The organism is Nonomuraea sp. NPDC004354, from assembly GCF_053602555.1.
The window spans coordinates 893,116-917,967 of record NZ_JBSGDV010000002.1 but is presented as its reverse complement, the minus strand read 5'-3'; the positions used below and the strand labels follow the sequence as shown (position 1 = coordinate 917,967).

General features: G+C 68.1%; 23 protein-coding genes and 1 tRNA gene. 11 read left to right on the top strand and 13 right to left on the bottom strand.

Going from position 1 to position 24,852, the window contains the following annotated elements; all coding sequences use genetic code 11:
* A complete protein-coding gene (locus ACWENQ_RS10190) occupies positions 1–351 on the top strand; it encodes a metallopeptidase family protein (protein WP_449921657.1) in 351 nt (116 codons plus the stop codon).
* Between the two features lie 117 nt (positions 352–468).
* Positions 469–1,755 carry an MFS transporter gene (locus ACWENQ_RS10185; RefSeq protein ID WP_452413705.1) on the top strand — a complete coding sequence of 429 codons (1,287 nt, stop codon included), beginning with the start codon at positions 469–471 and terminating at the stop codon, positions 1,753–1,755.
* Between the two features lie 14 nt (positions 1,756–1,769).
* On the opposite strand, the gene ACWENQ_RS10180 is transcribed toward ACWENQ_RS10185, so the two are convergent.
* Positions 1,770–2,108 (bottom strand): PspC domain-containing protein, encoded by a 339-nt coding sequence (locus ACWENQ_RS10180; RefSeq protein WP_449921663.1) that lies wholly within the window; start codon positions 2,106–2,108, stop codon positions 1,770–1,772.
* Positions 2,109–2,173: 65 nt separating this feature from the next.
* Here ACWENQ_RS10180 and ACWENQ_RS10175 point away from each other — a divergent pair, with 65 nt between their 5' ends.
* Positions 2,174–3,343 (top strand): acyl-CoA dehydrogenase family protein, encoded by a 1,170-nt coding sequence (locus ACWENQ_RS10175; RefSeq protein WP_452413703.1) that lies wholly within the window; start codon positions 2,174–2,176, stop codon positions 3,341–3,343.
* Positions 3,344–3,395: 52 nt separating this feature from the next.
* Positions 3,396–3,471 (top strand) — tRNA-Lys (locus ACWENQ_RS10170).
* 389 nt (positions 3,472–3,860) lie between these two features.
* On the opposite strand, the gene ACWENQ_RS10165 is transcribed toward ACWENQ_RS10170, so the two are convergent.
* Positions 3,861–4,097, bottom strand: coding sequence for a hypothetical protein (locus ACWENQ_RS10165; protein WP_452413702.1), 237 nt, complete (start codon positions 4,095–4,097; stop codon positions 3,861–3,863).
* Positions 4,098–4,149: 52 nt separating this feature from the next.
* Here ACWENQ_RS10165 and ACWENQ_RS10160 point away from each other — a divergent pair, with 52 nt between their 5' ends.
* A complete protein-coding gene (locus tag ACWENQ_RS10160; RefSeq protein WP_354915924.1) occupies positions 4,150–4,377 on the top strand; it encodes a hypothetical protein in 228 nt (75 codons plus the stop codon).
* 374 nt (positions 4,378–4,751) lie between these two features.
* On the opposite strand, the gene ACWENQ_RS10155 is transcribed toward ACWENQ_RS10160, so the two are convergent.
* Positions 4,752–5,021 carry a YciI family protein gene (locus tag ACWENQ_RS10155; RefSeq protein WP_449921670.1) on the bottom strand — a complete coding sequence of 90 codons (270 nt, stop codon included), beginning with the start codon at positions 5,019–5,021 and terminating at the stop codon, positions 4,752–4,754.
* A 60-nt stretch (positions 5,022–5,081) separates the two neighbouring features.
* Here ACWENQ_RS10155 and ACWENQ_RS10150 point away from each other — a divergent pair, with 60 nt between their 5' ends.
* From ACWENQ_RS10150 to ACWENQ_RS10135, 4 genes are all read left to right on the top strand, one after another.
* Positions 5,082–5,747, top strand: a complete 666-nt coding sequence (locus ACWENQ_RS10150; RefSeq protein ID WP_452413701.1) for a Crp/Fnr family transcriptional regulator — start codon at positions 5,082–5,084, stop codon at positions 5,745–5,747.
* Between the two features lie 174 nt (positions 5,748–5,921).
* Positions 5,922–6,152 (top strand): hypothetical protein, encoded by a 231-nt coding sequence (locus tag ACWENQ_RS10145; protein WP_452413700.1) that lies wholly within the window; start codon positions 5,922–5,924, stop codon positions 6,150–6,152.
* Positions 6,153–6,789: 637 nt separating this feature from the next.
* A complete protein-coding gene (locus ACWENQ_RS10140) occupies positions 6,790–7,047 on the top strand; it encodes a hypothetical protein (RefSeq protein WP_452413698.1) in 258 nt (85 codons plus the stop codon).
* A 359-nt stretch (positions 7,048–7,406) separates the two neighbouring features.
* Positions 7,407–7,964, top strand: coding sequence for a DinB family protein (locus ACWENQ_RS10135; protein ID WP_452413696.1), 558 nt, complete (start codon positions 7,407–7,409; stop codon positions 7,962–7,964).
* A 241-nt stretch (positions 7,965–8,205) separates the two neighbouring features.
* Here ACWENQ_RS10135 and ACWENQ_RS10130 read toward each other — a convergent pair whose 3' ends face one another.
* The 7 genes from ACWENQ_RS10130 to ACWENQ_RS10100 form a co-directional block, all read right to left on the bottom strand.
* Positions 8,206–9,150, bottom strand: coding sequence for a methyltransferase domain-containing protein (locus tag ACWENQ_RS10130; protein WP_452413694.1), 945 nt, complete (start codon positions 9,148–9,150; stop codon positions 8,206–8,208).
* Positions 9,151–9,203: 53 nt separating this feature from the next.
* Positions 9,204–10,310 (bottom strand): cytochrome P450, encoded by a 1,107-nt coding sequence (locus ACWENQ_RS10125; RefSeq protein ID WP_452413692.1) that lies wholly within the window; start codon positions 10,308–10,310, stop codon positions 9,204–9,206.
* A gap of 98 nt (positions 10,311–10,408) precedes the next feature.
* Positions 10,409–11,245 (bottom strand): thioesterase II family protein, encoded by an 837-nt coding sequence (locus ACWENQ_RS10120; RefSeq protein WP_452413690.1) that lies wholly within the window; start codon positions 11,243–11,245, stop codon positions 10,409–10,411.
* Positions 11,242–15,777, bottom strand: coding sequence for an SDR family NAD(P)-dependent oxidoreductase (locus ACWENQ_RS10115; RefSeq protein ID WP_452413688.1), 4,536 nt, complete (start codon positions 15,775–15,777; stop codon positions 11,242–11,244). The genes ACWENQ_RS10120 and ACWENQ_RS10115 overlap by 4 nt, the downstream gene beginning before the upstream one ends.
* Positions 15,774–17,648, bottom strand: a complete 1,875-nt coding sequence (locus ACWENQ_RS10110; protein ID WP_452413686.1) for a non-ribosomal peptide synthetase — start codon at positions 17,646–17,648, stop codon at positions 15,774–15,776. Before ACWENQ_RS10110 ends, ACWENQ_RS10115 begins: the two co-directional genes overlap by 4 nt.
* Positions 17,649–17,657: 9 nt before the next feature.
* Positions 17,658–18,560 carry an NAD(P)-dependent oxidoreductase gene (locus ACWENQ_RS10105; protein ID WP_449921692.1) on the bottom strand — a complete coding sequence of 301 codons (903 nt, stop codon included), beginning with the start codon at positions 18,558–18,560 and terminating at the stop codon, positions 17,658–17,660.
* Position 18,561: 1 nt separating this feature from the next.
* Complete coding sequence (locus tag ACWENQ_RS10100) at positions 18,562–19,407, bottom strand: SAM-dependent methyltransferase (protein ID WP_452413685.1); 846 nt, start codon at positions 19,405–19,407, stop codon at positions 18,562–18,564.
* Positions 19,408–20,092: 685 nt separating this feature from the next.
* On the opposite strand from ACWENQ_RS10100, the gene ACWENQ_RS10095 reads away from it, so the two are divergent.
* Positions 20,093–21,286, top strand: coding sequence for a cytochrome P450 (locus tag ACWENQ_RS10095; RefSeq protein ID WP_452413684.1), 1,194 nt, complete (start codon positions 20,093–20,095; stop codon positions 21,284–21,286).
* Positions 21,287–21,427: 141 nt separating this feature from the next.
* On the opposite strand, the gene ACWENQ_RS10090 is transcribed toward ACWENQ_RS10095, so the two are convergent.
* Together ACWENQ_RS10090 and ACWENQ_RS10085 are read right to left on the bottom strand one after the other, a co-directional pair.
* Positions 21,428–21,973, bottom strand: coding sequence for an EF-hand domain-containing protein (locus ACWENQ_RS10090; RefSeq protein WP_449921700.1), 546 nt, complete (start codon positions 21,971–21,973; stop codon positions 21,428–21,430).
* A 274-nt stretch (positions 21,974–22,247) separates the two neighbouring features.
* Positions 22,248–22,448, bottom strand: coding sequence for a hypothetical protein (locus ACWENQ_RS10085; protein WP_452413683.1), 201 nt, complete (start codon positions 22,446–22,448; stop codon positions 22,248–22,250).
* Positions 22,449–22,664: 216 nt separating this feature from the next.
* Here ACWENQ_RS10085 and ACWENQ_RS10080 point away from each other — a divergent pair, with 216 nt between their 5' ends.
* Positions 22,665–22,865 (top strand): hypothetical protein, encoded by a 201-nt coding sequence (locus tag ACWENQ_RS10080; RefSeq protein ID WP_452413681.1) that lies wholly within the window; start codon positions 22,665–22,667, stop codon positions 22,863–22,865.
* A gap of 322 nt (positions 22,866–23,187) precedes the next feature.
* On the opposite strand, the gene ACWENQ_RS10075 is transcribed toward ACWENQ_RS10080, so the two are convergent.
* Positions 23,188–24,054, bottom strand: a complete 867-nt coding sequence (locus ACWENQ_RS10075; protein ID WP_449921705.1) for a hypothetical protein — start codon at positions 24,052–24,054, stop codon at positions 23,188–23,190.
* Between the last annotated feature and the right edge of the window lie 798 nt (positions 24,055–24,852).

The window sequence follows — 24,852 nt, the reverse complement described above, 5'->3', positions numbered from 1 at the left end:
ATGGCAACCGTGATAGAGGTCTCCCGGGAGAAGTTCGAAGAACTCGTGGCCGAAGCATTGGACACGATCCCTCCCGACCTGACCCGCGTGATGGACAACGTCGTGGTGGTGGTCGTGGACGACCCGCCGGAGCCTGATCTTCTCGGGCTGTACACCGGTGTTCCCCTGACGCAGCGCGGCGATTGGTACTCGGCGGTCCTGCCCGACCGCATCGAGATCTACCGCAACCCCATCTGTGAAATGTGCGACAGCGAGGCACAGGTCGTGCAGGAAGTGCAGATCACGGTCGTCCACGAGATAGCGCACCATTTCGGGATCGACGACGAGCGGCTCCATCAGCTGGGCTGGTGATCGCGGGCCCGCGATTACAGTTTGCAAGAGCTTGGCTGCTTTCGGTTGCGCAGCAGCCCCCTCCCCGGCACCTTAGGTCACATAGCGAGCACACTGAGTCAGGTTCAGCGGGGACCTATGGGGGCTAGGCTTCCGGGGAGGCACAGGCGTGCCCCTGAACGGCGGGCCACGTACGGCGAGGTCTTCGCCCTACGTGAGTTCCGCGCGCTCTGGTACGGCCAGGGCCTTTCCCTGCTGGGCGACCAGCTCGCCCAGGTGGCGCTGGCCGTGCTCGTGTTCCACCGGACACAGTCCGCCCTCGCCACGGCCGCCGTCTACGCGCTGACCTACCTGCCGTCGATCCTCGGCGGGCCGCTGCTCGCGGGCCTGGCCGACCGCTTCGCGCGCCGCCGGGTGATGATCGTGTGCGATCTCCTGCGCGCGCTGCTCGTGGCCGTCATGGCCGTTCCCGGCATGCCGTTCGCCGTGCTGTGCGTGCTGGTGTTCTTCGTCGTGCTGCTCAGCGCGCCGTTCTCGGCGGCCAGGGCGGCGCTGCTGCCCGAGGTGCTCGAGGGCGACCGCTATGTCATGGGCTCGGCCCTGCAGAACATGACCAACCAGGCCGTCCAAATGCTCGGATTCGCCGCCGGCGGCGCCGCGATCGCCTTCCTCGGGCCCTACCGGGCGCTGGCGCTGGACGCGGCCACCTTCCTCGCCTCCGCGCTGATCCTCGTCTCAGGGGTACGGCGGAGGCCGGCCGCCGGCCGTACGGACGGGAAGAAGCCGTCGATGTGGCACATGACGCGCGCCGGAGCCGTGCTCGTCTTCGGTGACAGGAAGCTGCGCACGCTCGTCCTGTTCGCCTGGCTGTGCGGGTTCTACGTGCTGCCTGAGGGCATCGCGGTGCCGTACGCCGTGGAGCTGGCGAAGGACGCCTCGCTGCCGGTACCGGTGATCACCGGCCTGCTGATGGCGGCCATGCCGGCGGGGACGGTGCTGGGAGCCTTCCTCCTCAGCAGGTTCGTCTCGCCCGCGGGGCGGCTGCGCGCCATGGGGTGGCTGTCGATGCTCACGTGCGCGCCGCTGATCGTGTGCGCGATGCGGCCGTCGCTGGCGGTCGTGCTGGCCCTGTGGGTCCTGTCGGGGATCGGGGGCGCCTACCAGCTCGCGGCCAACGCCGCCTTCGTCCAGTGCGTCCCGGCCGAGCGGCGCGGCCAGGCGTTCGGCCTGGTGCAGTCAGGGCTGATGGCCGCGCAGGGCATCGGCATCCTGATCGGCGGCATAGCCGCCGAGAGACTCGGCCCCGAGCCCGTCGTCGCCCTGGCGGGGATCAGCGGGGTGACGGTCGCGGCCGTGCTGGCCATGATGTGGACCGAGTCTCGCGGCGACATCGTCGCCAGAGTGCGCGCCCAGGCCGCCGCCTGAGCCCGCCGGCACGGTCACGCCTGCGGCTTCTGGTCACCGGGCATGCCGGGCTCCTGGCGCTGCCAGCCTGCGGCCGGGCTGTAGTCGGGGGTCGCCTGGTGCCAGGTGTCCTTGGCCTGCTTGTTGTTGATCAGGTCCTGGACGATCGAGGTGTTCTTGCCCTCCTCGGGCATGAGCAGCCAGCCGATCGCGTAGACGCCGATGCCGGCGCCGCCGAACAGCGTGGCGATCGCCAGGCCGATCCTGACCAGGTTGGCGTCGATGCCGACGTAGTCGCCGATGCCCGAGCAGACACCCGCGATGATCCTGCCCTGGCGGGTCCTGCGCAGCTGCTTGAAGTTCGATTCGCTCATGGCTCAAGACTGCCCCCGGGCCCGCTGTTTCCACATCGGGATTGCCCCTGGTAGAACCCTGGGGTATGGACGACTTGCTACGGGTCGACTTGCTACGGGTCGACGACAGGCTCACCGGCGACCAGAAACTGATCAGGGACACCGTCCGGTCGTTCGTCGCCGACCGCGTCCTGCCGTACGTGGGCGACTGGTTCGAAGAGGCCGTCTTCCCCGCCCGCGAGCTCGCGCCCGCCCTCGGCGAGCTGGGGCTGCTCGGCATGCACCTCGAGGGGTACGGCTGCGCCGGCACCGACGCGACCTCGTACGGCCTGGCCTGCCGCGAGCTCGAAGCGGGCGACTCGGGGCTGCGCTCGTTCGTGTCGGTCCAGGGTTCGCTGGCCATGTTCCCCATCTGGAAGTACGGGTCCGACGAGCAGAAGCGGCAATGGCTACCCCTGATGGCCTCAGGGTCGGCCATCGGGTGCTTCGGCCTCACCGAACCCGACCACGGATCCGACCCCTCCGCCATGCGCACCTTCGCCAAGCGCGACGGCTCCGACTGGATTCTCAACGGATCCAAGATGTGGATCACCAACGGGTCCGTCGCCGACGTGGCCGTCGTCTGGGCCCAGACCGACGACGGCATCCGCGGCTTCGTCGTCCCGACCGACACGCCCGGATTCTCCGCGCCCCCGATCCACAAGAAGATGTCGCTGCGCGCGTCGGTGACCTCCTCGCTCTACTTCGACGACCTCCGCCTGCCCGGCTCGGCCGTCCTGCTTGGCGTGACCGGCCTGCGCGGGCCGCTCTCCTGCCTGTCGGAGGCCCGCTTCGGCATCCTCTGGGGCGTCGTCGGCGCCGCCCGCGCCTGCCTGGAGACGGCGCTCGACTACGCGCGCACCCGCGTCCAGTTCGACCGGCCCATCGCCGGATTCCAGCTCACACAAGAGAAGCTTGCGTGGATGTACGTCGGACTGGCACAGTCGTCGCTGACCGCTTTCCACCTGGGAGCCCTGAAGGACGCGGGGGCACTCACGCCCCAGCAGATCAGCTTCGGGAAACTCGCCAACGTGCGGGCCGCGCTGGACATCGCCCGGCAGGCCCGCTCGATCCTCGGCGGAAACGGGATCACACTGGAGTACCCGGTGATCAGGCACATGACGAACCTGGAGAGCGTGCTGACGTACGAGGGGACTGAGGAGATCCATACGCTGGTGCTGGGAGAGGCGTTGACCGGGTTGTCGGCGTACAGGTGATGTGCCTGACGTCGCGCGGGGGGCGGTAGCCTCTGTACCCTGCATCTTGCGAGGGGCGTTAGCTCAATTGGCAGAGCTGCGGACTTTTAATCCGTAGGTTCCGGGTTCGAGCCCCGGGCGCCCTACCACTCTCGACCTCAAATTCCGCGCCCAAGCCGCACTGCCGGCCTGGGACGCGCCGTCGCCCACACGGGCACATGACCACAACCGCTGAGGAAATTCCTCATGTCTCGCCGCTCTCGGTTCTAAGTACGTCATAGCCGACGAAGCTGAACATACGCCGTCCCCAGATCAGGGGGCGGGACTGACCCGTGAAGCGGTGCACACCGACGCCGAAGCCAGCATCCGGCTCCGACAGCCACTCGCGATTGAAGCCGCGCTCCTCAAACCAGCGACAGATCCACGGCACTCGATCAGGAGCCGCGCGGTGCCGAGTCTTGCGGCCCCGTTCAGTGATCGTCGCCTGTACATGGCCGACCGCCTGTCCGTCGGCTACCCTGCGGATGATCCAGTTGTGTCATTCCGCCTGCCCATCGGGAGAATGGCCGACGACCTGCCGCGTGTAGAGGGCACGCAGGCCGTCCAGCGTGGGGGCCGAACCGCCGACGAAGGCGTAGAGATCGTCACCGCTCAGGACGTCCACCATCTCGTCGGCGTCGGCCACGGTCAGCGGGGTGAGCGAGACCCGGGTCATGCTCCCCTTGTCCCGGGTACGCGCCTTGCCCTTGCCCTTGGGCTTCACGAAGATCCCCAATCTTGGAGCGCAGGATAGCGACCGGTTCCGCAGGAGGCGCATACTGGAGGGGATGAAGCCAGCTAGCGGCGGTCCCCGCCGTCACCTGCCCACAAGTCCCTTCAAACCCGCGCCCCCCGCTCCACCTGCCGAGCGGTTCAGCCTCAACGACCAAGTGACCCACGATCGGTATGGCCTTGGCGTCGTCGTCGGTGTCGAAGACGAGATCGCCGTGTTCGTCGATTTCGGATCACGGCGGGAACGAATCACAACGCCATTCAACAAGCTGTACAAGCTCTGAGACCACTGCACCACGGGGAAACACACAGCGCGAGCACATCCACGCCGGCGCCCGCCCACCTGTTCCTCGACGAGCCCGTTCCCGCCGCCCGCTACGTCTCCGAGTTGCTCGACGACCCGGCCATGGAGCGCATCACACGCGCCTCCCTGCCCTGTGCGCCGCCTCGCTGCTCTTGCCTTTCGTGGCGGGCTGGGCGATCAGCGGCAGCCTGTACGGCAGGCTGACCGCGCCTCTGGAGCCGCTATGCCCAGGCGACAGCAAGGGCGCAGTGACCAGCGCGGACCCAACCCCTGTGATTCCCTGAGCGAAGGCCGCCACCATGACAATCACCGGCATTGCCAGGAGATCTGCGGATATCACCAGATCAGTTCTTTTCAACCATGTTCAGGCTTCAGAATGGGACACCACACGCGCAGCGAGACGACGTCGACACCCGCCGTGGTGTAGTACGGGTCCTCGGCCATGATCCGATCCACCCGCGCACGGTCAACGGTGAAGACCAGCAACGCTCCCGAGTCGTCCTCCCAAGGGCCGGCCAGAAGCAGAGCGCCCTGCTCGTGCAGCGCGCGCAACCGTTCCCGGTGAGCGGGCCGCGCCGCCAGACGCGCGCGGTCGTTGGTGAAGGACAGTTCTACGCAGATCATGGAGGGGAACGGTACGGACTCCTCGCCCGCGCGTCTGTATCGCGAGATACTCTCCCAGATGTGGACAAGGGGGAACTGGCGGCGGTGCCTCTGTTCTCAATGCTCAAGGATGCGCGCCTCGAGCGGCTCGCCGAGCAGTGCCCGCCGCGGGAAGTCCCCGCGGGCGCCACTGTCGCGCGTTTCGGTGACCCGGCTCAGCATCTGGTCATTCTCGAGCAGGGGACCCTGTCTGCCACTTACGACACCGGTGACGGCTCGAAGGTTCGATTCGCGACGGTGACGGGGCCCTGCGTGATCGACAAAGCCGCGGTGCTGGACGGCGGAGCGCACACGGCCACCTGGACCGCCTCGGCCACCTGCCGGGTTCGCTTCCTGCCGGTAAGCCTCCTTCGAGGTCTCATCGACGAAGTGCCGGCGCTACGCGACCACGTACTGCGCCACCTGTCAGGGCAGGTGAACCGTGACCGGCGGGCCCATGTCCGCCGGGCCGCGCCGCGACCGGTCGTCCAGATCGCAGACTGGGTCGCCGAGTCCATGCGTGAACAAGGGAGCCGGATCACGCTGCCAGGGGCGCAACAAGGACTCGGCGAGGAGATCGGCCTGTCGCGGGTCACGGTCAACCGCGCCCTGCGAGTTCTCGCCGAGGCAGGCGCCATCCGCGTCGAGCCCGGCGTCATCGTGGTGCTAGATCCCAGACGACTCAGCGCCATGTCCCGTAGAAGCTGAACCTCCCGCTGCAGAAATCTGGTGCTGCACAGCAGCCCCGGCTATCGCAGTCCCGCCACCTCCGAGGCCTCCCTCTCAGCCTGACCGCCACACCGGTGGCGTGTTTGAGATGGATGATCAGCATCAGTCGCAGATGTAGCGGGGCTGTCGTGCCAGGACGCGCTGTCCGACTGGGTGGAGCGGCTCGTCCCCGCCGCTGACGGGGTCGGCCTCCGGGGCCCGACAGGCCGGGATGTCGGCCTGGCCCTGGCCCACATCCATGACCAGGCCAAGCTGGCGGACAGCCCGCTGCTGTCCTGCGCCCGCACGGCGACGGTGCAGGACCTGCAGGAGTGGCTGCGGGATGCCGTGCGCCTGCTGGAGGACGGCGACGCACCGGAGGACGCCAAGGCGGGGTGGATCTAGCTGACCGGCGCGGTGATGATCGCGGTGATCAGGTCTTCCACCTCGGCCCGCGACATCGCCGCAGCCGCGGCGTACGCGGCGGCGAAACCGGACTCAAGATGAAAAGGGCTCGGCCGGGAATTTCCCATCCCGGTCTCGGACCGGAAAACGCGCCCGACAGCCCTCCCGATCCATCATTTCATCGTCTGAATGACCCGGCCCGCAGCCGGGGACGCAGTCGTGCCGGGCACGCGGACACGCCATGTCCGGGCAATGAAATTGGCCTCGGCCATAAGGATGCCGAGGCCCATCAGGCGCGCTGGCTCAGAAGACGTATACTTCTTGCCAGGTTACCCGGTAGTTGGTCTTACAGGTGTACTCGTGGCGCGAGCCCGCCGCGAGGGGATGGAAGTGCTTCAGGTACCTGGCGTTGCCATAAGTGCATTGCACGGAGTGCTGCCATTCGCCTAGGTACTGCGCACAGGAGGCATAGGCTGTGCGGCCCCCATCAAGGGTTCCGGAGTAGCATCCGTCAGGAGCCGCCTTTTTAGCCGCGGGAACCTCCGGCTGCTCGCCGGCCGTCACCAGAGCTCTTCCAGCCCGGTGGATGGTGTGCGATTTGACACGAGCGTCGCCGCCCAATGAGCAGGAGATCTCATTGGTGGTCGTGAAGGGTTCGAAGTATTGCTCGTCCCCATTACTGCCAGAGCAGTACACCTCATGGATATACGATCCGGGGGTACAGGATGCGCGTGACGTGCGTCCAGCATCCAAGAGGCGGATCGTGCATGGCGCGGCCGACGTGCTGGAAATAGTCGCGGTGGCGGCAGAAGCCGCTGTCGGGACGGTCAGCATGGCAGTGGAGAGGGCTGCTGCCAGGACGGAACATAAGGCAATGAAGCGCTTGATGACCTGACTCCTTTCATGAGGGGTAGGAGCCTCAGGTTGAGACGGGACGAGAGTTGCATACGGCGAGCAGATCGCTCAAGCCTTGACTTGCAGCATCTCATGTGTCAATCGATGTGGTTGAGTTACTACTTCATACTTGAGCGCGAGACATCCCTGGTGAGGGTCAAATAGCTTTGCAGCCCCCTCTCTCCAGACGCCTGCGTTTAAATAGATTTGTAAGCAGGTTCCGGACAGCCGAATTCGGAGATATGCTGCAGACGCCACGCCCGAACTCGTTGACCATGGCTGCAGGTGTCGTTAATCCGTTGCCGGCCGCCATGCGCATCGCCGATGATTGCGGCCATGGCCACGACTCGACGAGCCGACATGTTCACCGAGGACGGCAAGCCGTCCGACGACGACCCGCGTGAGAACGGACCGACGTTGGGCGACGAGCGCGTCACGCTGGTCGAAGCCCTGCGCTGTGCACGCCTCACATTGGAGATGAAATGCTCAGGGCTTGATGCGGAGGCCATGGCGCGGCGTGCCGTTGAACCATCGACGATGTCGCTCCTGGGGCTGGTGCGACACCTGGCCGAGATGGAGCGTCGAACGTTCCGGGAGATGATGGCGGGACAGGACGTGCCCCCGCTGTTCTGCTCCGACATCGACCGTGACGGTGATTTCGATGGTGCTGTCCCCGACCCCCATGTGGTCACGCAGGCGTGGGAGGCATGGCGTACGGAGGTGGACTTCGCCACGCGATTCGTGGCCGAGGCGCCCAGTCTCGACATCACCGGCGACGATCCCTTGAATCAGCATGGCGGCGGTGGAGGGGCGATGTCGCTGCGCGAGGTGCTGGTCGGAATGATCTGGGAGTACGGCCGCCACATGGGTCACGTCGACCTGTTGCGCGAGCGGATCGACGGACGCATTGGCCAGTGATGATCACGGGTAGGGCGCGCCGACCCCGTTGACGTACGACGGAACGACGCAGGACTCCGGCATATGAAGATGGTCCTACCACAGATCAACTTCACAGGAGCCCCGCGCCATCATGGGTGTCACATACACCGCCGCGCTGTCCGTGCGGGCGGAGACCGTGCTGTACCTGTCGCGGTAGTGCGCCACTGTGACCGCCCACCGCCCGCAGGCCGCTCTCAGCCCCGCCACGAGTCCGAACGGCTCAGCTGGTAGACGGGGGAAGGACCGGCTTGAACGCCGTGAGGAGGATGCTGCCCATTCCGGACATCGCGGCGCAGTTGGCGATCGCGCTCTCGACGCGTTCCACGGCCTCGACTCCGTATTCGGCCGTCAGCTCGTCCCGGTGGCGGTCGAATCTCTCAAGGATCCGGCCGTAGAAGGGTTCGGTGTGTTCGCTGATGTCTTCCGTGGACTCGATCTCGAGATCCGCTATGCGCAGGGCCCTCGTGTAGGCCTCCTCGGGTTCTATGGACAGGACCTGGAACATGTCGAAGTACGCCGCCAACCGTGACCGCATCTCGTCGGTGAGGGGGGCGCGCAGGTACGGGGTCTCGACCACCACCCGTCCGCCGGGCCGCAGCACCCGGGCGACCTCCGCGAACAGCGGTTCCGGCATGAAATGTGGTGTCGTCTCCAGAATCAGCACCGCGTCGAACGAGGCTTCGGGGTACGGGGTGGCCAGGGCGTCGCACCGTTCGAAGGACACCGACGTTTCCACGCCGCGTTCACGCGCCCAGGCCCTTCCACGTTCCAGGGCGTGCTCGTTGACGTCGATCGCCGTCACTCGCGCTCCGGTGGTCTCGGCTACCGCCACGGCGGGGCGCCCGTTCCCGCAACCGACATCCAGCACGTGGTCGCCGGCGACGGCTTTCAGCCTTTCGATCACCACGCGGGTCAGCCGTTCGGTGGCCTCCTCGATCGAGGACCGGTCCTCCGGTCCCGACCAGTACCCGTAGTGCAGGTCGGGTCCGCCGACCTTCTCGGTCAGGGCGGCCAGGTACTCGTATGAGCCGGCGATGTCTTCGGTTCCGGGAAGCGATCCGCTCGACATTTCTCCTCCATCCGTTGAAAGGGGTCCGCTGCAGGCCGCCGGCACAACAGAGCGACAGGCGACCGTCGCCGCGCTGCCGCGCGGAGACCGGCGCACATGGGTTTCCGCTCGCCGTCCGGTCCGGATGGCCGCTGGTTCCCAGCGCGGTGCTACCACGCCACCGGAAGCGATTCGACGCTGTATGCCGCGTTCATCGGGGTGAACCGCAGTTCGTCGAACGGGACGGCCAGACGCAGGCCGGGGAAGCGGCGAAGCAGGCGGGAGATGCCGATCCGTATCTCCATCCTGGCCAGTTCCGCTCCTAGACAGTGGCGCGGGCCGTGTCCGAAGGCGAGATGGGGCGGCGGTTCGCGGCTGATGTCGAACCGGTCCAATCCGGGGCCCAGGTCCCTGTCGCGATTGGCTGACGGCAGGTGGCACAGGACGTACTCTCCGGCCCTGACCTCCTGGCCACCGACCGTGGTGTCCTCGGCGGCGGTGAACACCTTCCCGAAGGCCACCACCGACAGGTGGCGGAGCAACTCCTCGACGGCGTGGTCCGTGTCGGCGGAGCCGTCACGCAGCGCGGCGGCCTGGTCGGGGTGGTACAGCAGCAGCAGGACGCCCAGAGCGATCGTCCCGGACGTCGTCGCGTATCCCGCGAGCAGCAGCTGGGCGGCGATGCCGGCGACCTCGGAGTCGGACAGCTCCGCTCCGTGCGAGGTGATCAGTCTGCCGACGAGCCCGGGAACCGCACGACGGCGGCACTCCCCGACGAAGCCGCTCATGTACGTGTCCAGCTCGCCGAACGCGACCGCCTGGTCCTGCGGGTCTGCGGTGAAATCGAGCAGCATGTCCACGTGCGGCAGGAGCCTGGGCCGGTCCGATTCCGGGATCCCGAGGAGTTCGAAGAACAGCCGTGACGGGACAGCGAGCGCGAAGTCCGCGACCAGGTCGGCGGGAGGTCCCACCCGGTCTATCGCGTCCAGACAGTCGTCGACCACGCTCTCGACCCGCGGGAGGAACTCCCGCATCCGGCGCGCGCTGAACTCGGCGTTGAGCATCCGCCGGACGCGGCCGTGCTCGCGTGGACCGTACGTCGAGAAGAACCCCGGACGCGGTGGGGGGAAGCCTCCTTCCGGCATGGGTATGGGAATCGGGCCGTCGATCGCGGCTTCGGAGCTGAACCGGGCCTGGTCGGAGATCACCTGGAACACGTCGGTGTAGCGGGTGACCATCCAGGCGCTCGCTCCGGTGGACAGGGTGATGCGGGTCACCGGTTCCGAGGCCCGGAGACGGGCGAGTTCTTCGGCCGGGTCGAACGGGCAGGTGCTCGATCGGCGGACGAAGATCGGGACAGTCGAGCGGGGCGGGGTCACGGGCGTGGAACCTCTTTCACGAACGGGCCGACCTCGGAGGGCTCCTCGCGGCCGAGGCGCCGCGTGCCGGCGCCCGAGGCCGGAATCGAGCTGAGACGGTTACCGATGTCGGCGACGAGGTCCGCTTCCGCCTGCAGCAGGTAGAAGTGCCCTCCGGGGAAGGTACGGAACTCGACGCCGGCATCCGTGACCTGGTTCCAGGCGCGCATGTCCTCCTGGCTCACCTGCTCGTCGTCCGCTCCCCGGTAGGCGACGACCGGAACGGCGAGCCGCGGCGAGCGCGTGGGCCGATAGGCGTGAAGGAGATCATGGTCCGCCCGTAGCGCGGGCATCACCACGCTCATCAGCTCGGGGGCGTACCGTAGCAGCGGGTCCGCGGAGCGCGCCTGCTCGGCGAGCTCGTCATCACTGAGCGGGACCTTCCAGGTGCCGTCTGCGTGCGCGGGTGGCGCGATGTGCGCGGACACCAGCAGCGCGTGCGGAGTGATGCCCTGCTGGGTGATGAGCCGGACGGCGACCTCGTAGGCGACCACGGCGCCCATGCTGTGCCCGAACAGGGCGAGAGGCCGGTCGGCCAGGGGCGCCAGCGCCTGGCAGATGTGGTCGACCAGGAGGTCCATGCGGGTGATCGGATGTTCGTTGAACCTGTCCTGCCGGCCTGGGTAGCACACGGCGACGAACTCGACGTCCGCGGGGATCCGGGCCTGCCAGCCCCGGTAGAAGGCCGGGGTTCCGCCGGCGTGGGGCAGGCAGACGAGTCGCAGCCGTGGCTCGGGGAGCGTCCGCTGCCGGCGGAGCCAGAGCCGGGAGACGCCCGGGATCGTTTCGGTCATGGGACGTCACTTCCTTCGAGATCCATCAGGAGCCGCCCTTCGCCTGGCGTGTCGTCGCCGGCCGCCGGGGCCTCGGCGAGCGTTCTGGCCAAGCCCTCGATCGTCGGGGCGCTGAAGAGCGCCTTCACCGAAAGCCGCGCCCCGAACCGTTCCCTGCAGCGCTGGACGACTTGGAGTGCGCTGAGCGAATGTCCGCCCAGGCTGAAGAAGTCGTCGTGTCTGCCGATGGCGCTGGCACCGAGCACTTCCTGCCACACCGTCAGGAGTTCGAGCTCGTGGGGACTCCAGTCACCGGTGTCGCCGGAGCGGCCGGACGTGTCGGCCGCGGGTACGGCGGGAGCGGACCAGCGCGCAGGCCGGGGCTCGGTGGCGGACTCCGGGCTGGGGGCGTGGGCAGCTCCGGGAGGGCTGGAGGACACGATGACCTGTCCCAGGGGGACGGCCGCCAGGCACCTTTCGAAGGCCGCGATCCCTTCGTCGGGGCTCAGCCCGCCGATCAGCGCCTCGCCGGTGAGGGCGTGATGGTGGCGTTCCACGTCGCGGGCCATCCCGACGCCGTTCCAGCGGTCCCAGTTGACCGACAGGATCGGTGTCCCGTCGCGACGCGTGTGCAGGGCGAAGGTGTCCTGGAAGGCGTTGGCCGCGCCGTAGCAGGACAGGCCGGGAGCGCCGGAGAAGGACGCGAGCGAGGAGCACAACAGGATGAATTCGGGGCGCGCGCCTGTCTCGGCGAGGGCGGAGACCAGGGTGGCGGTTCCCACGGTCTTCGCCCGCAGGGCGGCGTCGATGCTCTCCCGGTCCAGGAACTGCGCCATGCCGCCGCCTGGCACGCCGGCGGCGTGGATCACGCCGTGGATCGTGCCGAACCTCATCTGGACTTCGCGCAGGATCTCGCCGAGGGCCGCCGGGTCGGCGACGTCCGCGTGGCGGAGCAGGATGTCGTTCTCACGCCCGGCGAGCAGCGCTCGCACATCCACACCGGACTCGCCCGTGGGAGACGCGTCACGCGTGCCCCGCCCGATGAGGGCGAGCCGCGCCGAATGGCGGCGTGTCAGATGCTCTGCCAGTCGCAGGCCGATCCCGCTCGTTCCGCCGGTGATCACATAGGTTCCGCCGGGGCGGAACGAGGGACCCGCCCCTGGCGGTGTCTCCAGCGCCTCGAATCCCCGCAGCCATCGGTGGCCTGACCGGAGACCGACGGGGTCCTGCCGCGGAGGGCGGGAGAACTCGCCGAGGATCTGCCTGGCCCGTCGCCTGTAGTCTGCGCTGTCGTCGGCGTCCACGTCCACCAGCCGGACGGGCACGTCGGTCAGTTCGCAGCGGAGCGGTCCGGCGGCTCCGATCGTGAGAGCTGCCCGAGGATCGAGCAGTTCGCCTCCGGTGATCTCCAGGGCTCCTGTCGTGACCAGGCAGAGATCCGTCTTCCCGAGGCGGCCGCCCAGCGCGTGGGCCAGGCCGACGATCTCGCTCAGTGGCCCGCCCACGTCCGCGGGGAGCGTCGCTCCCCACAGGCAGATGATCCGCAGCGGTCTGCCCGGTCCCTGTTCGGTCGCTTTCAGCAGCTGTTCGTAGTGCTCGGGACGCTGAGGGTCGATCTCGTAGTGTTCGGGGTGCCGCGGGATGGTCGTGGCCCGGCGTGAGGACCCGCGCCGGAACTCTCGTCCCGGGGTGACGACGGTGACGGACGCTCTCCGTTCCTCCAGCTCGGCGGTGATCGCCTCGGCGAGGGGTGAGACATCGGAGAACAGGATCCATCCCGTCTCGTCCGGGGCCGTCCCGGGATCCGCCGGATCCGTTTCCACGGCGCGTTTCCAGCTGACCCCGTAGAGCCCTTCAGATGAGCGCCGAGCGGGCGCGGGTTCCGGGGCGTGTGTCGGTTCGGGCAGGTGCAGGGTGGACGCGAATGGATAGAGCGCCGCGGGGTGCCGTCGGCGCGGCTGCGGCCAGAGCGCGGGCAGGTCGACGTCGACTCCGGCCTCCCACAGCCGGGCCAGCGCGCGGAGCAGGACCTCTCTGTCGGGGCGCTCGTCCAGCGGATGGCGGGTGGTGTTGATGACGACGGAGTCCTGACCGGCCCGTGCTCCGGCCAGCGTGGTCAGCGTGGTGCCGGGCCCCATCTCGATGAGGACCTTCGGGCCCCGTGCCAGGACGTGGTCGAGCCCCGCGTCGAACCGGACCGTCCGGCGCAGGTGGGAGACCCAGTACTCGGGGTCACTGAGATCGGCCTCGTCATCCCCTGTCACGTTGGAGACCACGGGTACCGACGGGGCCTGCAGTTCGATGCCGTTCAGGAAGTCGCGGAACTCGTCGAGGACGGGATCGACCAGGTGGGAGTGGGCGGCGGTGCTGAGCGGGAGCAGCCGACAGGCGATCCCCTGCCGGTCCAGCGACCGGCCGACCTCGGCGATCCGAGCGGACCGGCCGGCCAGCACGCACGCTCCCGGCCCGTTGACCGCCGACAGGCAGACCTCTTCGCCGAGGAACGGCTCGACCTGCCGTACCGGGGCCGAGACCGCGAGCATCGCACCGTCGTGCAGCCGGGACAGGAGCTCACCGCGTTTGGCCACGATCGCGAGGGCGTCGCGCAGCGACAGCGCGCCGGCGACGCAGGCCGCGGTGTACTCCCCGAGGCTGTGCCCGATCAGCAGGGCGGGTCTGACCCCGAAGGATCCGATGAGCCGGGTCAGCGCGATCTCCATGATGAACACGGCCGGTAGCGCCAGTGAAGGGTCGGTCTCCTCGGCCGCGCTCCTCGCATCCGGCGCGGCCCACAGGGCGTGCAGCCGCTCGGCGGTGGGACGGTCGTGCAGCAGACGCAGGCACTCGTCCACGGCCATGCGGAAGACCGGTTCGTCGCGGTAGAGCTCCCGCCCCATCGAGGGATACTGCGTCCCCCCTCCAGGGAACATGAACACCACGTCGTCTCGGGTCGCCCAGGCGCGTGAGAGCCGCCCTGCGGTCACCCACTCCCGCGGGGCCGCCACGGCGGCGGATCGGTCGCGAAAGACTCCCGCGTACCGGTGGGGAAAGTGGCGGCGTCCGGCTGCCAGGGTGTAGGCGAGATCGGCGAACTCGGTGTCGGAGGCGTCCTGGAGCGCGTCGGCGCAGGATCGGGTCAGCTCGGCCAAGGCCGCGTCGTCACGCGCCGACAGGGCCACGAGCTGCCACGGCTCGGCGGGTGGCCGGGCCGGGAGGGCCGGTGGCTGTTCGAGGATCGCGTGGGCATTGGTGCCTCCGATGCCGAAGGCGCTGACGGCCGCCCTGCGCGGGGCGCCGGTCTCCGGCCAGTCCGCCGCCTCGACCGCGGGGCGAAACGGGCTCGTCTCGAAGTCGATCTCGGGGTTGGGGCGCAGGGGCGTGACGGGGCTCGGTGGGATCCGGCCGTGGTACAGCATCAACGCGACCTTGATGAAACCCGCCACCCCGGCCGCCGCATCGGTATGTCCGATGTTGGACTTCACCGAACCCACCCGGCAGTACCCCCGGCCTACCGCGGCGGCGGCCCGGTACGCCCGGGTCAGCGCGGCGACCTCCACGGCGTCTCCGATCGCGGTGGCCGTCCCGTGGGCCTCGACATAGGAGACGGTGTCCGGGCGGACCGCGGCGACCGCGAGCGCCGCCTCCACCACCGCCTGCTGGCCGCGCACGCCCGGCGCCGCGTAGCTGAGCTTGTCCGAGCCGTCGTTGTTGACGGCGCTCCCCTTGACCACGGCGTAGATGCGGTCCCCGTCGGCGAGCGCGTCGTCGAGCCTGCGCAGGACCACGATGCCGAGGCCGTCGGCGGGGACGAAGCCCGAGGCGTCCCGGTCGAAGGAGCGGACCTGGCCGTCGGCGGACCAGACGCCGCCTTCCTGATGAAGGTAGCCCTGACGGCGCAGAGGGGTCCAGGAGACCCCACCGGCCAGAGCCATGTCGCAGTCATGGGTGATGAGCGCCCGGCAGGCCAGATGGATCGCGACCAGGGACGTGGAGCAGGCGGTCTGCACAGCGATGCTCGGCCCGGTCAGGCCCAGCTTGTAGGAAACCCGGGTGGGCAGGAAGTCCTTGTCGTCGGCCGCCATGAGCAGGTCCGCGGACGTACCGAGGAAGGTCTGGTGGTTCCTCGCGCGGTGGGTGCCGAGGGTCTGGCCCGCGTAGACTCCGACGGTGCCGGCGAACCGCTCGGGCGTGTGACCGGCGTCCTCCATGGCGTGCCACGCCTCTTCGAGGAACATGCGCTGCTGTGGGTCGATGAGGGCTGCCTCGCGCGCCGGATAACCGAAGAAGACCGCGTCGAAGCATTCGGCGTCCCACAGCACGCCGGCCGCGGGGACGAGGGCGGGATCGGCGATCCGCTCCCGACCCGCGCCGCCTGCCGCGAGCTCCTCTTGGGTGAGCTCGCGGATGCCCCGGCCACCGTCGCGGATGAGCCGCCAGTACTCGGCGGGGCCACGGGCACCGGGGTACCTGCAGGCGATGCCGACAACGGCGATGTCGGTGCCCGCGGGATCACGCTCCGCCGCCTCCGGCCCACGGGTGCTCGTCGGGCTCACCTCGTCTGCTCCTTTCCGAGACGCTCCCCGAGCCGGCGCCCGCCGTCGTGCAGTCTCTTCCTGCTCCCGGCGGGCCTCTCGGCCCTGCATTCACCGTGTCCGTCGTGCTCGTCGAGCAACGCCGCCAGCAGCCGCACGTTGTGAGTCGCCATGAGGTCGGCGATCGGCACCAGCACCCCCCAGCGCTTCTTGATGTCGGCCTGGAGCTTGACGAGATCGGCCGAGGTGCCCCCGAGATCGAAGAAGTTCTCCTCGACAGCGACGTCGTCCAGGTGCAGGAGCCGTCCCACGACCTCGGCCAGCTCCCTTTCACGCACGGAGGCGGGGACCGTGTCCCCGCCCGCTGCCCGTGGCCGGACCTCCGGGCGGGGCAGCGCACCGCGGTCGACCTTGCCGTGGGACGTCAGCGGAAGCCGGTCCATCGTGACGAAGACCGACGGGATCATGTACGCCGGAAGGAGATCGGTCAGGAAGTCCCGATACTCTCCTGAGGAGAGCGGCAGCCCTGCCGTGAGCTGCACATGGGCGGTGAGCCTGACGGCTTCGGCCTCCCCGGTCGCGGTCACCACAGCCCCGGTGACGCGAGGATGGCACATCAGCGCCGCTTCGACCTCGCCCGGCTCGATGCGGTACCCCCGGATGTTGAGTTGCCCGTCGATCCGCCCCATGAAGTCGATGACGCCTCCGGGCAGCCGCCGGGCCAGGTCACCTGTCCGGTACAGACGTGCCCCGGCGCGACCGGAGAACGGGTCGGGAACGAACTTCTCCCGGGTCAGGTCCGGCCGGTTCGCGTATCCCCGCGCCACCCCACGTCCTGCGATGCACAACTCACCGGTCTCACCGTCCGGTACGGGGTCACCCGCCGGGCCGAGGATGTGGATCTCGACTCCCCTCATCGGATGGCCGATGGAGGGCTTGCCCCCTCCCGGCAGGCAGCGTCCCGCCGTCGCGGACACGGTCGCCTCCGTCGGGCCGTAGGCGTTGAACACCCGCAACCGCCTCCCCCACCGCTCCACCAGGAACTCCGGCAGCGGTTCGCCGCCCGACGTCATGGTGGTGACCGGTATCGACTCATCGTCCGGCAAGGTCGCCAGGAGCGACGGGGCGCCGGACAGGTGGGTGACGCCGAACTCGCGCAGGACCCGGCTCAGCTCCGGGCCGCACAGCGGCGACCTTGCCGAAGGGACGCACAAAGTTCCCCCGTTGAGCAGGCTCATGGAGAACTCCCACACCCAGGCGTCGAACGTGAACGGCGCGAACTGCAGGACCCTGGCCCCCTCCAGGTCGCCGAACAGGTCCCGCAGCCCCTCAGCCAAGTTGGTCACGCCACCGTGCTCCACCATCACCCCCTTCGGGTCGCCCGTCGATCCCGAGGTGTAGAGGAGGTAGGCGAGGTCTTCCCCATCAGGTACGGCGGCGCCGCCGTCCGGATCCTTACGCCCGGCGGCGCCTGTTCCCGCACGGCGGGGTGCGTCCGGTCGTACGGTTCGCACACCGCGCCCGGGCAGGACGCTGTGCGGGTCAAGCTCGGAGACGACAAGCCGGGCACCCGTGTCGGCCAGCACCAGTTCGGTGCGCCTGGACAGGTGTGCGGGAGGCAGGGGCACATAGGCGGCACCGGCCTTCCAGACAGCCAATACCACGACGGGCAGCAGGTAGGAGTGCTCCGTGAGGACGCCCACCACGTCACCCGCGCCCGCCCCCGCTGCGACGAGTTCCTCGGACAGGATGGTGGCGCGCTCCTCCAGCTCCGCGTAGGTCATCCGGCCGCCCCGGTGGACGAGGGCGTCACGGTCGGGCACGGTCCGCGCCCATGTCGCGAAGAGATGGTGCGCGCCGACCTTCTCACCGCTCGGATCGATACCGCGCATGTTTCCGCCTCACCCGCCGCCGACGGGCACTCGGCCGGCGGACGATTCGCGGCGGTCACGGAACCACGTGGTGAGCACCGCGATGTGCTCGCGCCGGTAGCCCCGGTCCATCGCTTCGCGCACGCGCTCGCGCATCACGCCGAGGTAGGAGCGGTCGATCCCGGCCTGCTCCGCGATGCGGGTCAGGTTGTCGAGAACGTCCAGGTGGGAGGTGAGCGGAGCCTGTTCGTAGGTGTAGTCCCCGCGATCGATGAGGTCGAGGCCGACCTCGATCGTGTTCTGGAAACCGGGGTCGTAGAGCGGCACGGATTCAGCGAAATCCGCCAGCGGGACGCCCATGGCCTCCGCGATGGCCGAGCATTCGAGGAAGCCGTTGATGAACGCGTAGTAGAAGGCGCTGGAGACGACGTGGTACGCCTTCACGTAAGCGGGATCGGCGCCGAGATAGGCCTGCCTGCCGCCCAGCGCGGACGTCACGCTCTTCAACCGCTCGAAGTCCTCGACGGCCCCGCCGTAGACCGTGAAGCAATCCTCGGTCCCGATGGCGTCGGGGTAGTTGAGGATCGCGGCCTCCATGTACGCCCCTCCCCCGGCCTCCACCCGCCCGCGCAGCGGGGTGACGTTCTCGGGAGTGCCGCTGGCGTTCTGGACGACGAGCCTGCCGGAGAAGTTCGGAGCCGCCTCGTCGATGACCCGATGGGTGATGTCGTAGTTGAGCAGGCACATCAGCACGATCGGTGAGGCCGCGACAGCGTCGGCCGCCGTCGCGTGGGAGTGGATCCCCTCCTCGACGAGCACGTCCGACCGCTCGCGCGTACGGTTCCAGACCGAGACCTCCAGTCCGGACCGCGCACAGGCCCGCGCGACCGCCGAACCGATCACTCCGGTCCCGATGACCGTGACGTCCGTCATATCAGAGCTCCATCCTGGTGAAAGTCATGATCACGCCGCCGATCTCGGTGGCGTCCGCCCACGCGGAGAAGGTGTCCAGCAGCCGGTCAACCTCGGCCGCACCGCCGACAGCCTCCAGGTCGGTCCTGTGTTCCCGGAGCCCTCGCACCAGGCGGGGGAAGGAGTGGCGGACGTTGTCGGTGATGTCGACGAGCTCCACGGCGGCCATTCCGGCCGCGCGCGCCGCCGAGAGGTGCTGCTCGGGCGAGTCGAGCGATACCGCGTTCAGCATGGTCAGATAGGGGCCGATCCGCCGCCAGGTCTCCTCGGTCATCGGCGTGCGAACGTACGGGGTCTCGACCACCAGGCGGCCTCCGGGGCGCAGAACCCGGGAGATGCGCTGGTAGAGCGGGGCGATCTCAAAATGCGGGGTGCTCTCGAACGCCAGCACCGCGTCGAACGAAGCGGGAGGGAACGGAAGGTCCGACGCGTCGATCCGCCGGAACTCCACCAGAGCGTCCACCTGCCGCGACCGAGCGTGCTCGGCACCGTTGCGCAGTGCATGCCGGTCGACGTCGATCGCGGTGACCCGCGCCCCCGAAGTCTGTGCGATCCGTACCGCCGGGCGGCCGTTTCCGCAGCCCACGTCCAGCACATGAGACCCGGGCCCCACATGCAGCTTGGACGCCACGAGGTCGGTCAGCCGCTCGGTGGCCTCCTCGATCGAGGCTCCGTCGTGCGATCCGGCCCAGAAACCGTAATGGCGATCGGGTCCGGCGGCCGCGTCCACCAAGGCCGCGATTCCGTTGTACGCCGCCTCGGTCTCTGAGCGTGCGCGCGAAATCAACCGGTCACTTTCCATGCTCATGCGAGATGCTTCTCATATCCGTTCAGGGCTTGACATGACAGCCTTTTCCGAGAACAACGATGTGAATCATCGTCCATCGACTGATCCGGCCCGGGCGGCGACACTCCGTCACGCAGGTGAAGTTTTGACACGTATTGCATCGGGTCGGCGCGCCCAGGGAGCCACTTTCACCGGAAATTGATTCCGCGACCGTAGGTCCATGAAAAACGGCAGTCACCCAAGAATGGCGACGAACCCATGGGCCGGAGTGGCGAACCCGGTGCTCACGGTGGAACAGCCGGTGCCATCGCCCCTGGTATCTCCCACTCCGCGCACGTCGTCAAACCCAAGGAGAGGAAGATCCATCGCCGACGCCGCATCGGACGCCGACCATCGATACGGGTCCGCCGGTGGCGGGCTCCAGGGAGCGATCACGCAGGCCGGGACCCCATACCGTCAAGCTAATATCCGCGACGGTACAGGAAACGGATGGAAAACTTGCTCGATCCGGGCCTGAGTGCGTAACCGATAATCAATTGTCCCGCCGACGTGCAACGAAAGGCGCAGGCAGTCGGTCACAGATCCTCAGAAGGGTATAGCCCGTTCGGGAGTCCCGAGCCGACGCTCCGGAAGCGATGAGCGGCCGACGGGCCGGGATACCGCCCCTCGCGTGTCGCCGACGAACGATTCCAAGACCGGAGAGAATATGGACACTGTTTCTGAACCTGCCGACTATCCTTTCGGGGAACCCGTCCGCCTCGACGTCCATCCGGAATACGCGCGGTGCCGCAAACGGCCGGGGCTGGTCAAGGTCCGCCCGCCCTACGGCGACGACGCCTGGCTGGTGACCCGCTTCCATGACATCCGCTTCGTGCTGCGCGACCGACGTTTCGTCCGGACGCCCCCTCCCGGGGGCGACGAGGCCCGCCTGACCGTCCTCCCCCTCCAGGACAGCATCCTCAACACCGACCCGCCCCAGCAGACCCGACTGCGTAAAGCCGTGGCCGGCGGGCTGGGGTTCAACACCGAGCGCGTCCATGCACTCCAGGAGCTGGCGGAGCGCCACTCCCGCAGATTCATGACCGTGCTTCTGGCCGGGTCGCCCCCGCTCGATCTGGTCGACGCCTACATCAAGCCGCTGGTCGTGGAGATCCTGTGTCCCGTCATCGGCATCCCCCAGCAGGACCTGTCGATCTTCCTGAACTGGTTCGAGGGATTCGCGAGCACCGCGCTTTCCGCCGACGTCGTGGCGGCCAGGGTCGAAGAGATCTCCGACTACACCGACCGTCTCATCGCCGAGCGGCGGAACCGGCCTCGCAACGATCTGGTCAGCGCTCTCACCGGTGCCGCCTATCGGGAGAAACAACTCACCGAGCCGGAGATCAAGGAACTGGTCAACGACATCCTCCTGGCGATCGACAACGTCACGACGCAACTGACGAACGCCGCCTACCTGCTGATCACCTCGCCGGTCCACCTGCGGGAGCTGCAGGCCGATCCGGGACTGATCCCTCAGGCGGTCGAGGAACTCCTGCGCTACGCGCCGTTCCCCTCCCACGCCACCTTCTCCCGTTACGCCACGGAGGACATCGAGGTGGGAGGAACCCTGGTACGGGCAGGAGAGCAGGTCCTGCCCGCCCTTCCCGCGGGGAATCACGATCCGTCCGCGTTCCCCGATCCCGGAGAGATCGACTTCCACCGCACGACCAACCCGCATCTGTCCTTCGGGCACGGTACGCATCACTGCATGGGTCCCCCCCTGGTGCGCATGCTGATGAGGGTCATGGCCTCCTCCCTCACGCAGCATCCGTCCATGTGCCTCGCCGTACCGGAGGAACTGCTGGCGTGGCGGTCGGATCTCCTGATCCGGCGCCTGGAGTCCTTGCCTGTCACCTGGTGATCCATTCACCCGGACCAGGTCAGGCTGCACGGCCCGACTGTCCGCAGGACAGAAATTGTTCGGCGAAATTCGGAAGAATTGAAACATGAAATCGGCGGCCACGTCGTTCCGTGGCCGCCGATTCCGGCTATCTAGCAGATGTCACACCGCGCCGAAAGTCTTGCTGCTGCGCGCTCCGAGGTTTTCGCTGCCGACGAAGAAGTCGCGGCACGCCCGGAAGTATTCTTCGGGGCTGATGCGACCGTCACCGTCGGTGTCGATGCTCTGCGAACCGACCTGGGCGTCATTCTCGGACAGCCCCATGGCGGCCAGCAGCGCCCCGTACTCGGACCGGGACAGGTAGCCGTCGTCGTCGACGTCGGCCACCTCGAACTCGGCGTCGGTGATGGGACGCAGCAACTCGTCGGCGTTCTCCCTCTTGGCGTTGTTCTCCATGTAGGAGCGGAACTCCTCCCTGGAGATGGCGTGGTTCCTGTCCGTGTCCATGGCCTCAACCATGATCGTCCAGCACCGGTCGTACGCCTCGGTGATCCGCCTTCCCTTGACGGACGTCTTGTCCAGGTTGAAGCGCTTCAGCATCCTCTCTCCGAGGGCCTGGAGATCGCTGCGCTCGATCCTGTTATCGCCGTTGACGTCAACCAGGTTGAACCAGTGGTCTGACTTGCGGGCAACAGCGCCGACAGCCATTTATACCTCCCATTGAGATTGCGATCGGACCGAATAAGCCCGTTGATTGTCATGCCCGCACCGGTCGCCGCAAAAAACAAAGAGGACGGCTGTTCATCGCAAACCGTCGGCGAAGCGGAATCCGGCCGGCGGGGTACCCGCGGCCGCCATTCCGGAGGCCCGGTAGGTTCGCCGGGCCCTTCTGCCTTGCGTGAAAGGCAGGGTCATCGGGATGCCGCCGCTCCGGCGGTCGACGAGCCGGTAGACGTACGCGCTGGGAGCCGTGCGCGTTCCGTCAGGTGCCGGTGATCCGCTTCAGCGCCTTGCGTCCCCGGGTCAGCGTGTCGCGCGCCTGGTTGAGGTCTCCGATCACGGTCGCCTTGTCCACCTGCTCCCTGGCCTGCTCGTAGGCGTCCAGGACGCGGTGCCAGTCCGTGGCGCTCGCCTCCCGCGCGCGGTCGTCCGCGGCGTCGATCTCCTCGCCGAAGCGCGTCACCTCCTCGGCCAGCTCGGCCCTGACCTCAGCCAGCCGGGCGGCGGTACGGGCCCCATGCTCACGGCGAGCCCGGCGGCGCTTGGCCGTGCCTCTCGCGACGCCGTAGGCGATCAGGAGCAGCAGTCCTGCGAGGATCCCCAGAAGATCTCTTGTGCCGCTTCAGAGCTGGCGCCCGCTTCGTAATCAGTTAAGGTCTTAATGGATTAAGGAGGGAACATGGATGCCATGCAGGGGCTCGCGCACCAGACCGCGATGGGGTTCTCCGACGGGCTGCGCTGCGCCCAGCCCGGAGCGCCGCGGCGACCGGGCGGCGACGTGGAGCGCGTCGGGGTCCGCGTGGCCCGCGCTCTGCGCCGCGCCGCCGACCAGCTCGACCCCGACCCCGCTCTCGGGCCCGCCTGCCCCTGCGCCGGCTAGATGACCGAACAGAAGACGCGACGCGCCTACTCGAGCGCCTTGCGCTAACTGTCACACGGACAACGGCCAGTAGAGCGTGTAGGCCAACACCGCGCCCACCGCGAGCGACAGCGGCCAGAGCGGTATGAGCCACAGCGCTACCAGGCGGGCGCGCCGACGCCGTTCAGGAATGAACGAGACCAACCACCCGAGCAGCGCACACCCGAACGGCGCACCGAGCCGGCCCGCCTCTCGTGCTGGAGGGAAGGGGGCGCCGCTCTTTGCGCGGCATGGCGCGTGAAGAGCGGCGCGTGTGCTGCGGCGCCGTCATCTGGTGACGGGTTCAGCCTTTGTAGTCGGTGGTGTGGGTCTCGGAGCCGGTCGGCCACAGATATCTGCCGTGGTCCGCGGTCGAATAGTTGCTGTTGCCGTCTCCCGGACGGGCCTGGATGAGATTGCGGCGCCAGGTGGAGCCGCGGGCCGATCCGCTCCAGAAATTGCCGTACAGGAAGCCGTACAGCTGCTCGAGTTCCGCCGAGAACACGTTGTCGGTGACGGTGATGTTCCTGGCGTTGTTGGTGACACCGATGCTGATGGCGTATCCCCAGCCGGAGACGTAGTTGTTGGTGACCTTGATGTTCTGGTAGACGCCGTTGCCCTGCAGGGCCAGGGCGTTGGTGTTGCCCACCGAGGCCAGGGTGTTGTGGTGGACGATCATGGGACCGCCGTTGCCTTCGCTCTGCGGGCCGATGCCGTCGTGATGGTAGACGTCGCGAGCCGTGTCGGCCATGTCATGGATGTAGTTGTTCGTCCAGGTCGACGGGCGGCCGGGGAAGCCCGTCACCATTTCCATGCCCGCGTTGCCCCAGATGTCGTTGTGGTCCATGACGGCCACGGCTTCCTTCATCGTCGTGGCGAGCTGCCAGGACTTCTTGAAAGGAGTACCGGGCTTGGAGTGGGCCGACGAGACGGTGCCGTTGTTGCCCGGCGGCCTCGAGTAGGAACTCGGCTTGAACGTCGAGTACAGGAACTTGATGCCGGTGTCCGAGTAGATCTGGACGAGGTTGTCGTTGGGGTTGGTGCCCTCGAAAAGACAGCCGACGAACGTGAGGTTGTCGCCGTAGATATAGATCTTCAACGCGCGGAAACGCTTGAAGGAGATGACGCTGTTGTCGGGGAACCTGAGCGTCAGCGGTTTGGTGTCGCTCATCTTCGGCGCGTGGTCGGTGAGCTTGCCGAGGTACTTGCCCAGGCCCAGGCCTCCGGCGTTGGCCGGCGTGTTGGCGTAACCGGTGTTCGAGAAGTCGGGCCAGACCCCGGAACCGTCGTTGGGCCGGGCGCCGAAGCCCGGAACCGGCTTCGCCGGCCCGCCGTTCGCGACCGGGCTCGCGGACGGCGTGGGCGGGACGGCGCTCGCGGACGGGGTCGGCGTGACGGCGCTTGCCGACGGGGTGGGTGCGACGGCGCTCGCGGGCAGAGCAGGCGCGACGGCGCTCGCCGGCAGGGCGGGCGCGAGGAACGCGAGAGCGGCGACGGCGGCGAGGCCGCTGCGGGTGAACGCGCGGGCGAGCGGAGAGCTGCCTCGGCTGGATAATTTCTTGATCTTGTACTCCGGTGCAGTCGGTTGTGAGCGTTACCGGCGGGTCGAGCCCCCTGTGCGGTCCGGCAGGACCCGCCTCCTTCAGCCCAGAGGTTCCCTCGACACCAGGAAGTGCTCCGAGGCCACCGGAGGTTACAGGTGATTTTTCCTGACCCACCCGCCGCAGGACGCAGCTCGCTCGGCGGGGTTCCACGCTCGTGGCCGGATTCTCCCGCCCTCGTCCGCTCCGTCCTCGGCAACCAGCGGCGATGATCCCGGAACACTACACCAACAAGATCGTTGACACCATGTACAACGATCTGTGACGTCACCAATACCAGGTCGAGGGCGGCCCCGGCGGCCCACCCGATCGCCGGGGCCACCGGATCGCGCGAGGCCACCGGACCGCGCAGGCCCACCGGGACGGCC

What these genes read in the sequence shown, in the direction of transcription:
- ACWENQ_RS10190 (WP_449921657.1), top strand. Translation starts at nt 1, where the DNA reads ATGGCAACCGTGATAGAGGTCTCCCGGGAGAAGTTCGAAGAACTCGTG.
- ACWENQ_RS10185 (WP_452413705.1), top strand. Translation starts at nt 469, where the DNA reads ATGGGGGCTAGGCTTCCGGGGAGGCACAGGCGTGCCCCTGAACGGCGG.
- ACWENQ_RS10180 (WP_449921663.1), bottom strand. Translation starts at nt 2,108, where the DNA reads ATGAGCGAATCGAACTTCAAGCAGCTGCGCAGGACCCGCCAGGGCAGG.
- ACWENQ_RS10175 (WP_452413703.1), top strand. Translation starts at nt 2,174, where the DNA reads ATGGACGACTTGCTACGGGTCGACTTGCTACGGGTCGACGACAGGCTC.
- ACWENQ_RS10160 (WP_354915924.1), top strand. Translation starts at nt 4,150, where the DNA reads ATGAAGCCAGCTAGCGGCGGTCCCCGCCGTCACCTGCCCACAAGTCCC.
- ACWENQ_RS10155 (WP_449921670.1), bottom strand. Translation starts at nt 5,021, where the DNA reads ATGATCTGCGTAGAACTGTCCTTCACCAACGACCGCGCGCGTCTGGCG.
- ACWENQ_RS10135 (WP_452413696.1), top strand. Translation starts at nt 7,407, where the DNA reads ATGTTCACCGAGGACGGCAAGCCGTCCGACGACGACCCGCGTGAGAAC.
- ACWENQ_RS10120 (WP_452413690.1), bottom strand. Translation starts at nt 11,245, where the DNA reads ATGACCGAAACGATCCCGGGCGTCTCCCGGCTCTGGCTCCGCCGGCAG.
- ACWENQ_RS10110 (WP_452413686.1), bottom strand. Translation starts at nt 17,648, where the DNA reads ATGCGCGGTATCGATCCGAGCGGTGAGAAGGTCGGCGCGCACCATCTC.
- ACWENQ_RS10105 (WP_449921692.1), bottom strand. Translation starts at nt 18,560, where the DNA reads ATGACGGACGTCACGGTCATCGGGACCGGAGTGATCGGTTCGGCGGTC.
- ACWENQ_RS10100 (WP_452413685.1), bottom strand. Translation starts at nt 19,407, where the DNA reads ATGAGCATGGAAAGTGACCGGTTGATTTCGCGCGCACGCTCAGAGACC.
- ACWENQ_RS10095 (WP_452413684.1), top strand. Translation starts at nt 20,093, where the DNA reads ATGGACACTGTTTCTGAACCTGCCGACTATCCTTTCGGGGAACCCGTC.
- ACWENQ_RS10090 (WP_449921700.1), bottom strand. Translation starts at nt 21,973, where the DNA reads ATGGCTGTCGGCGCTGTTGCCCGCAAGTCAGACCACTGGTTCAACCTG.
- ACWENQ_RS10080 (WP_452413681.1), top strand. Translation starts at nt 22,665, where the DNA reads ATGGATGCCATGCAGGGGCTCGCGCACCAGACCGCGATGGGGTTCTCC.
- ACWENQ_RS10075 (WP_449921705.1), bottom strand. Translation starts at nt 24,054, where the DNA reads ATGAGCGACACCAAACCGCTGACGCTCAGGTTCCCCGACAACAGCGTC.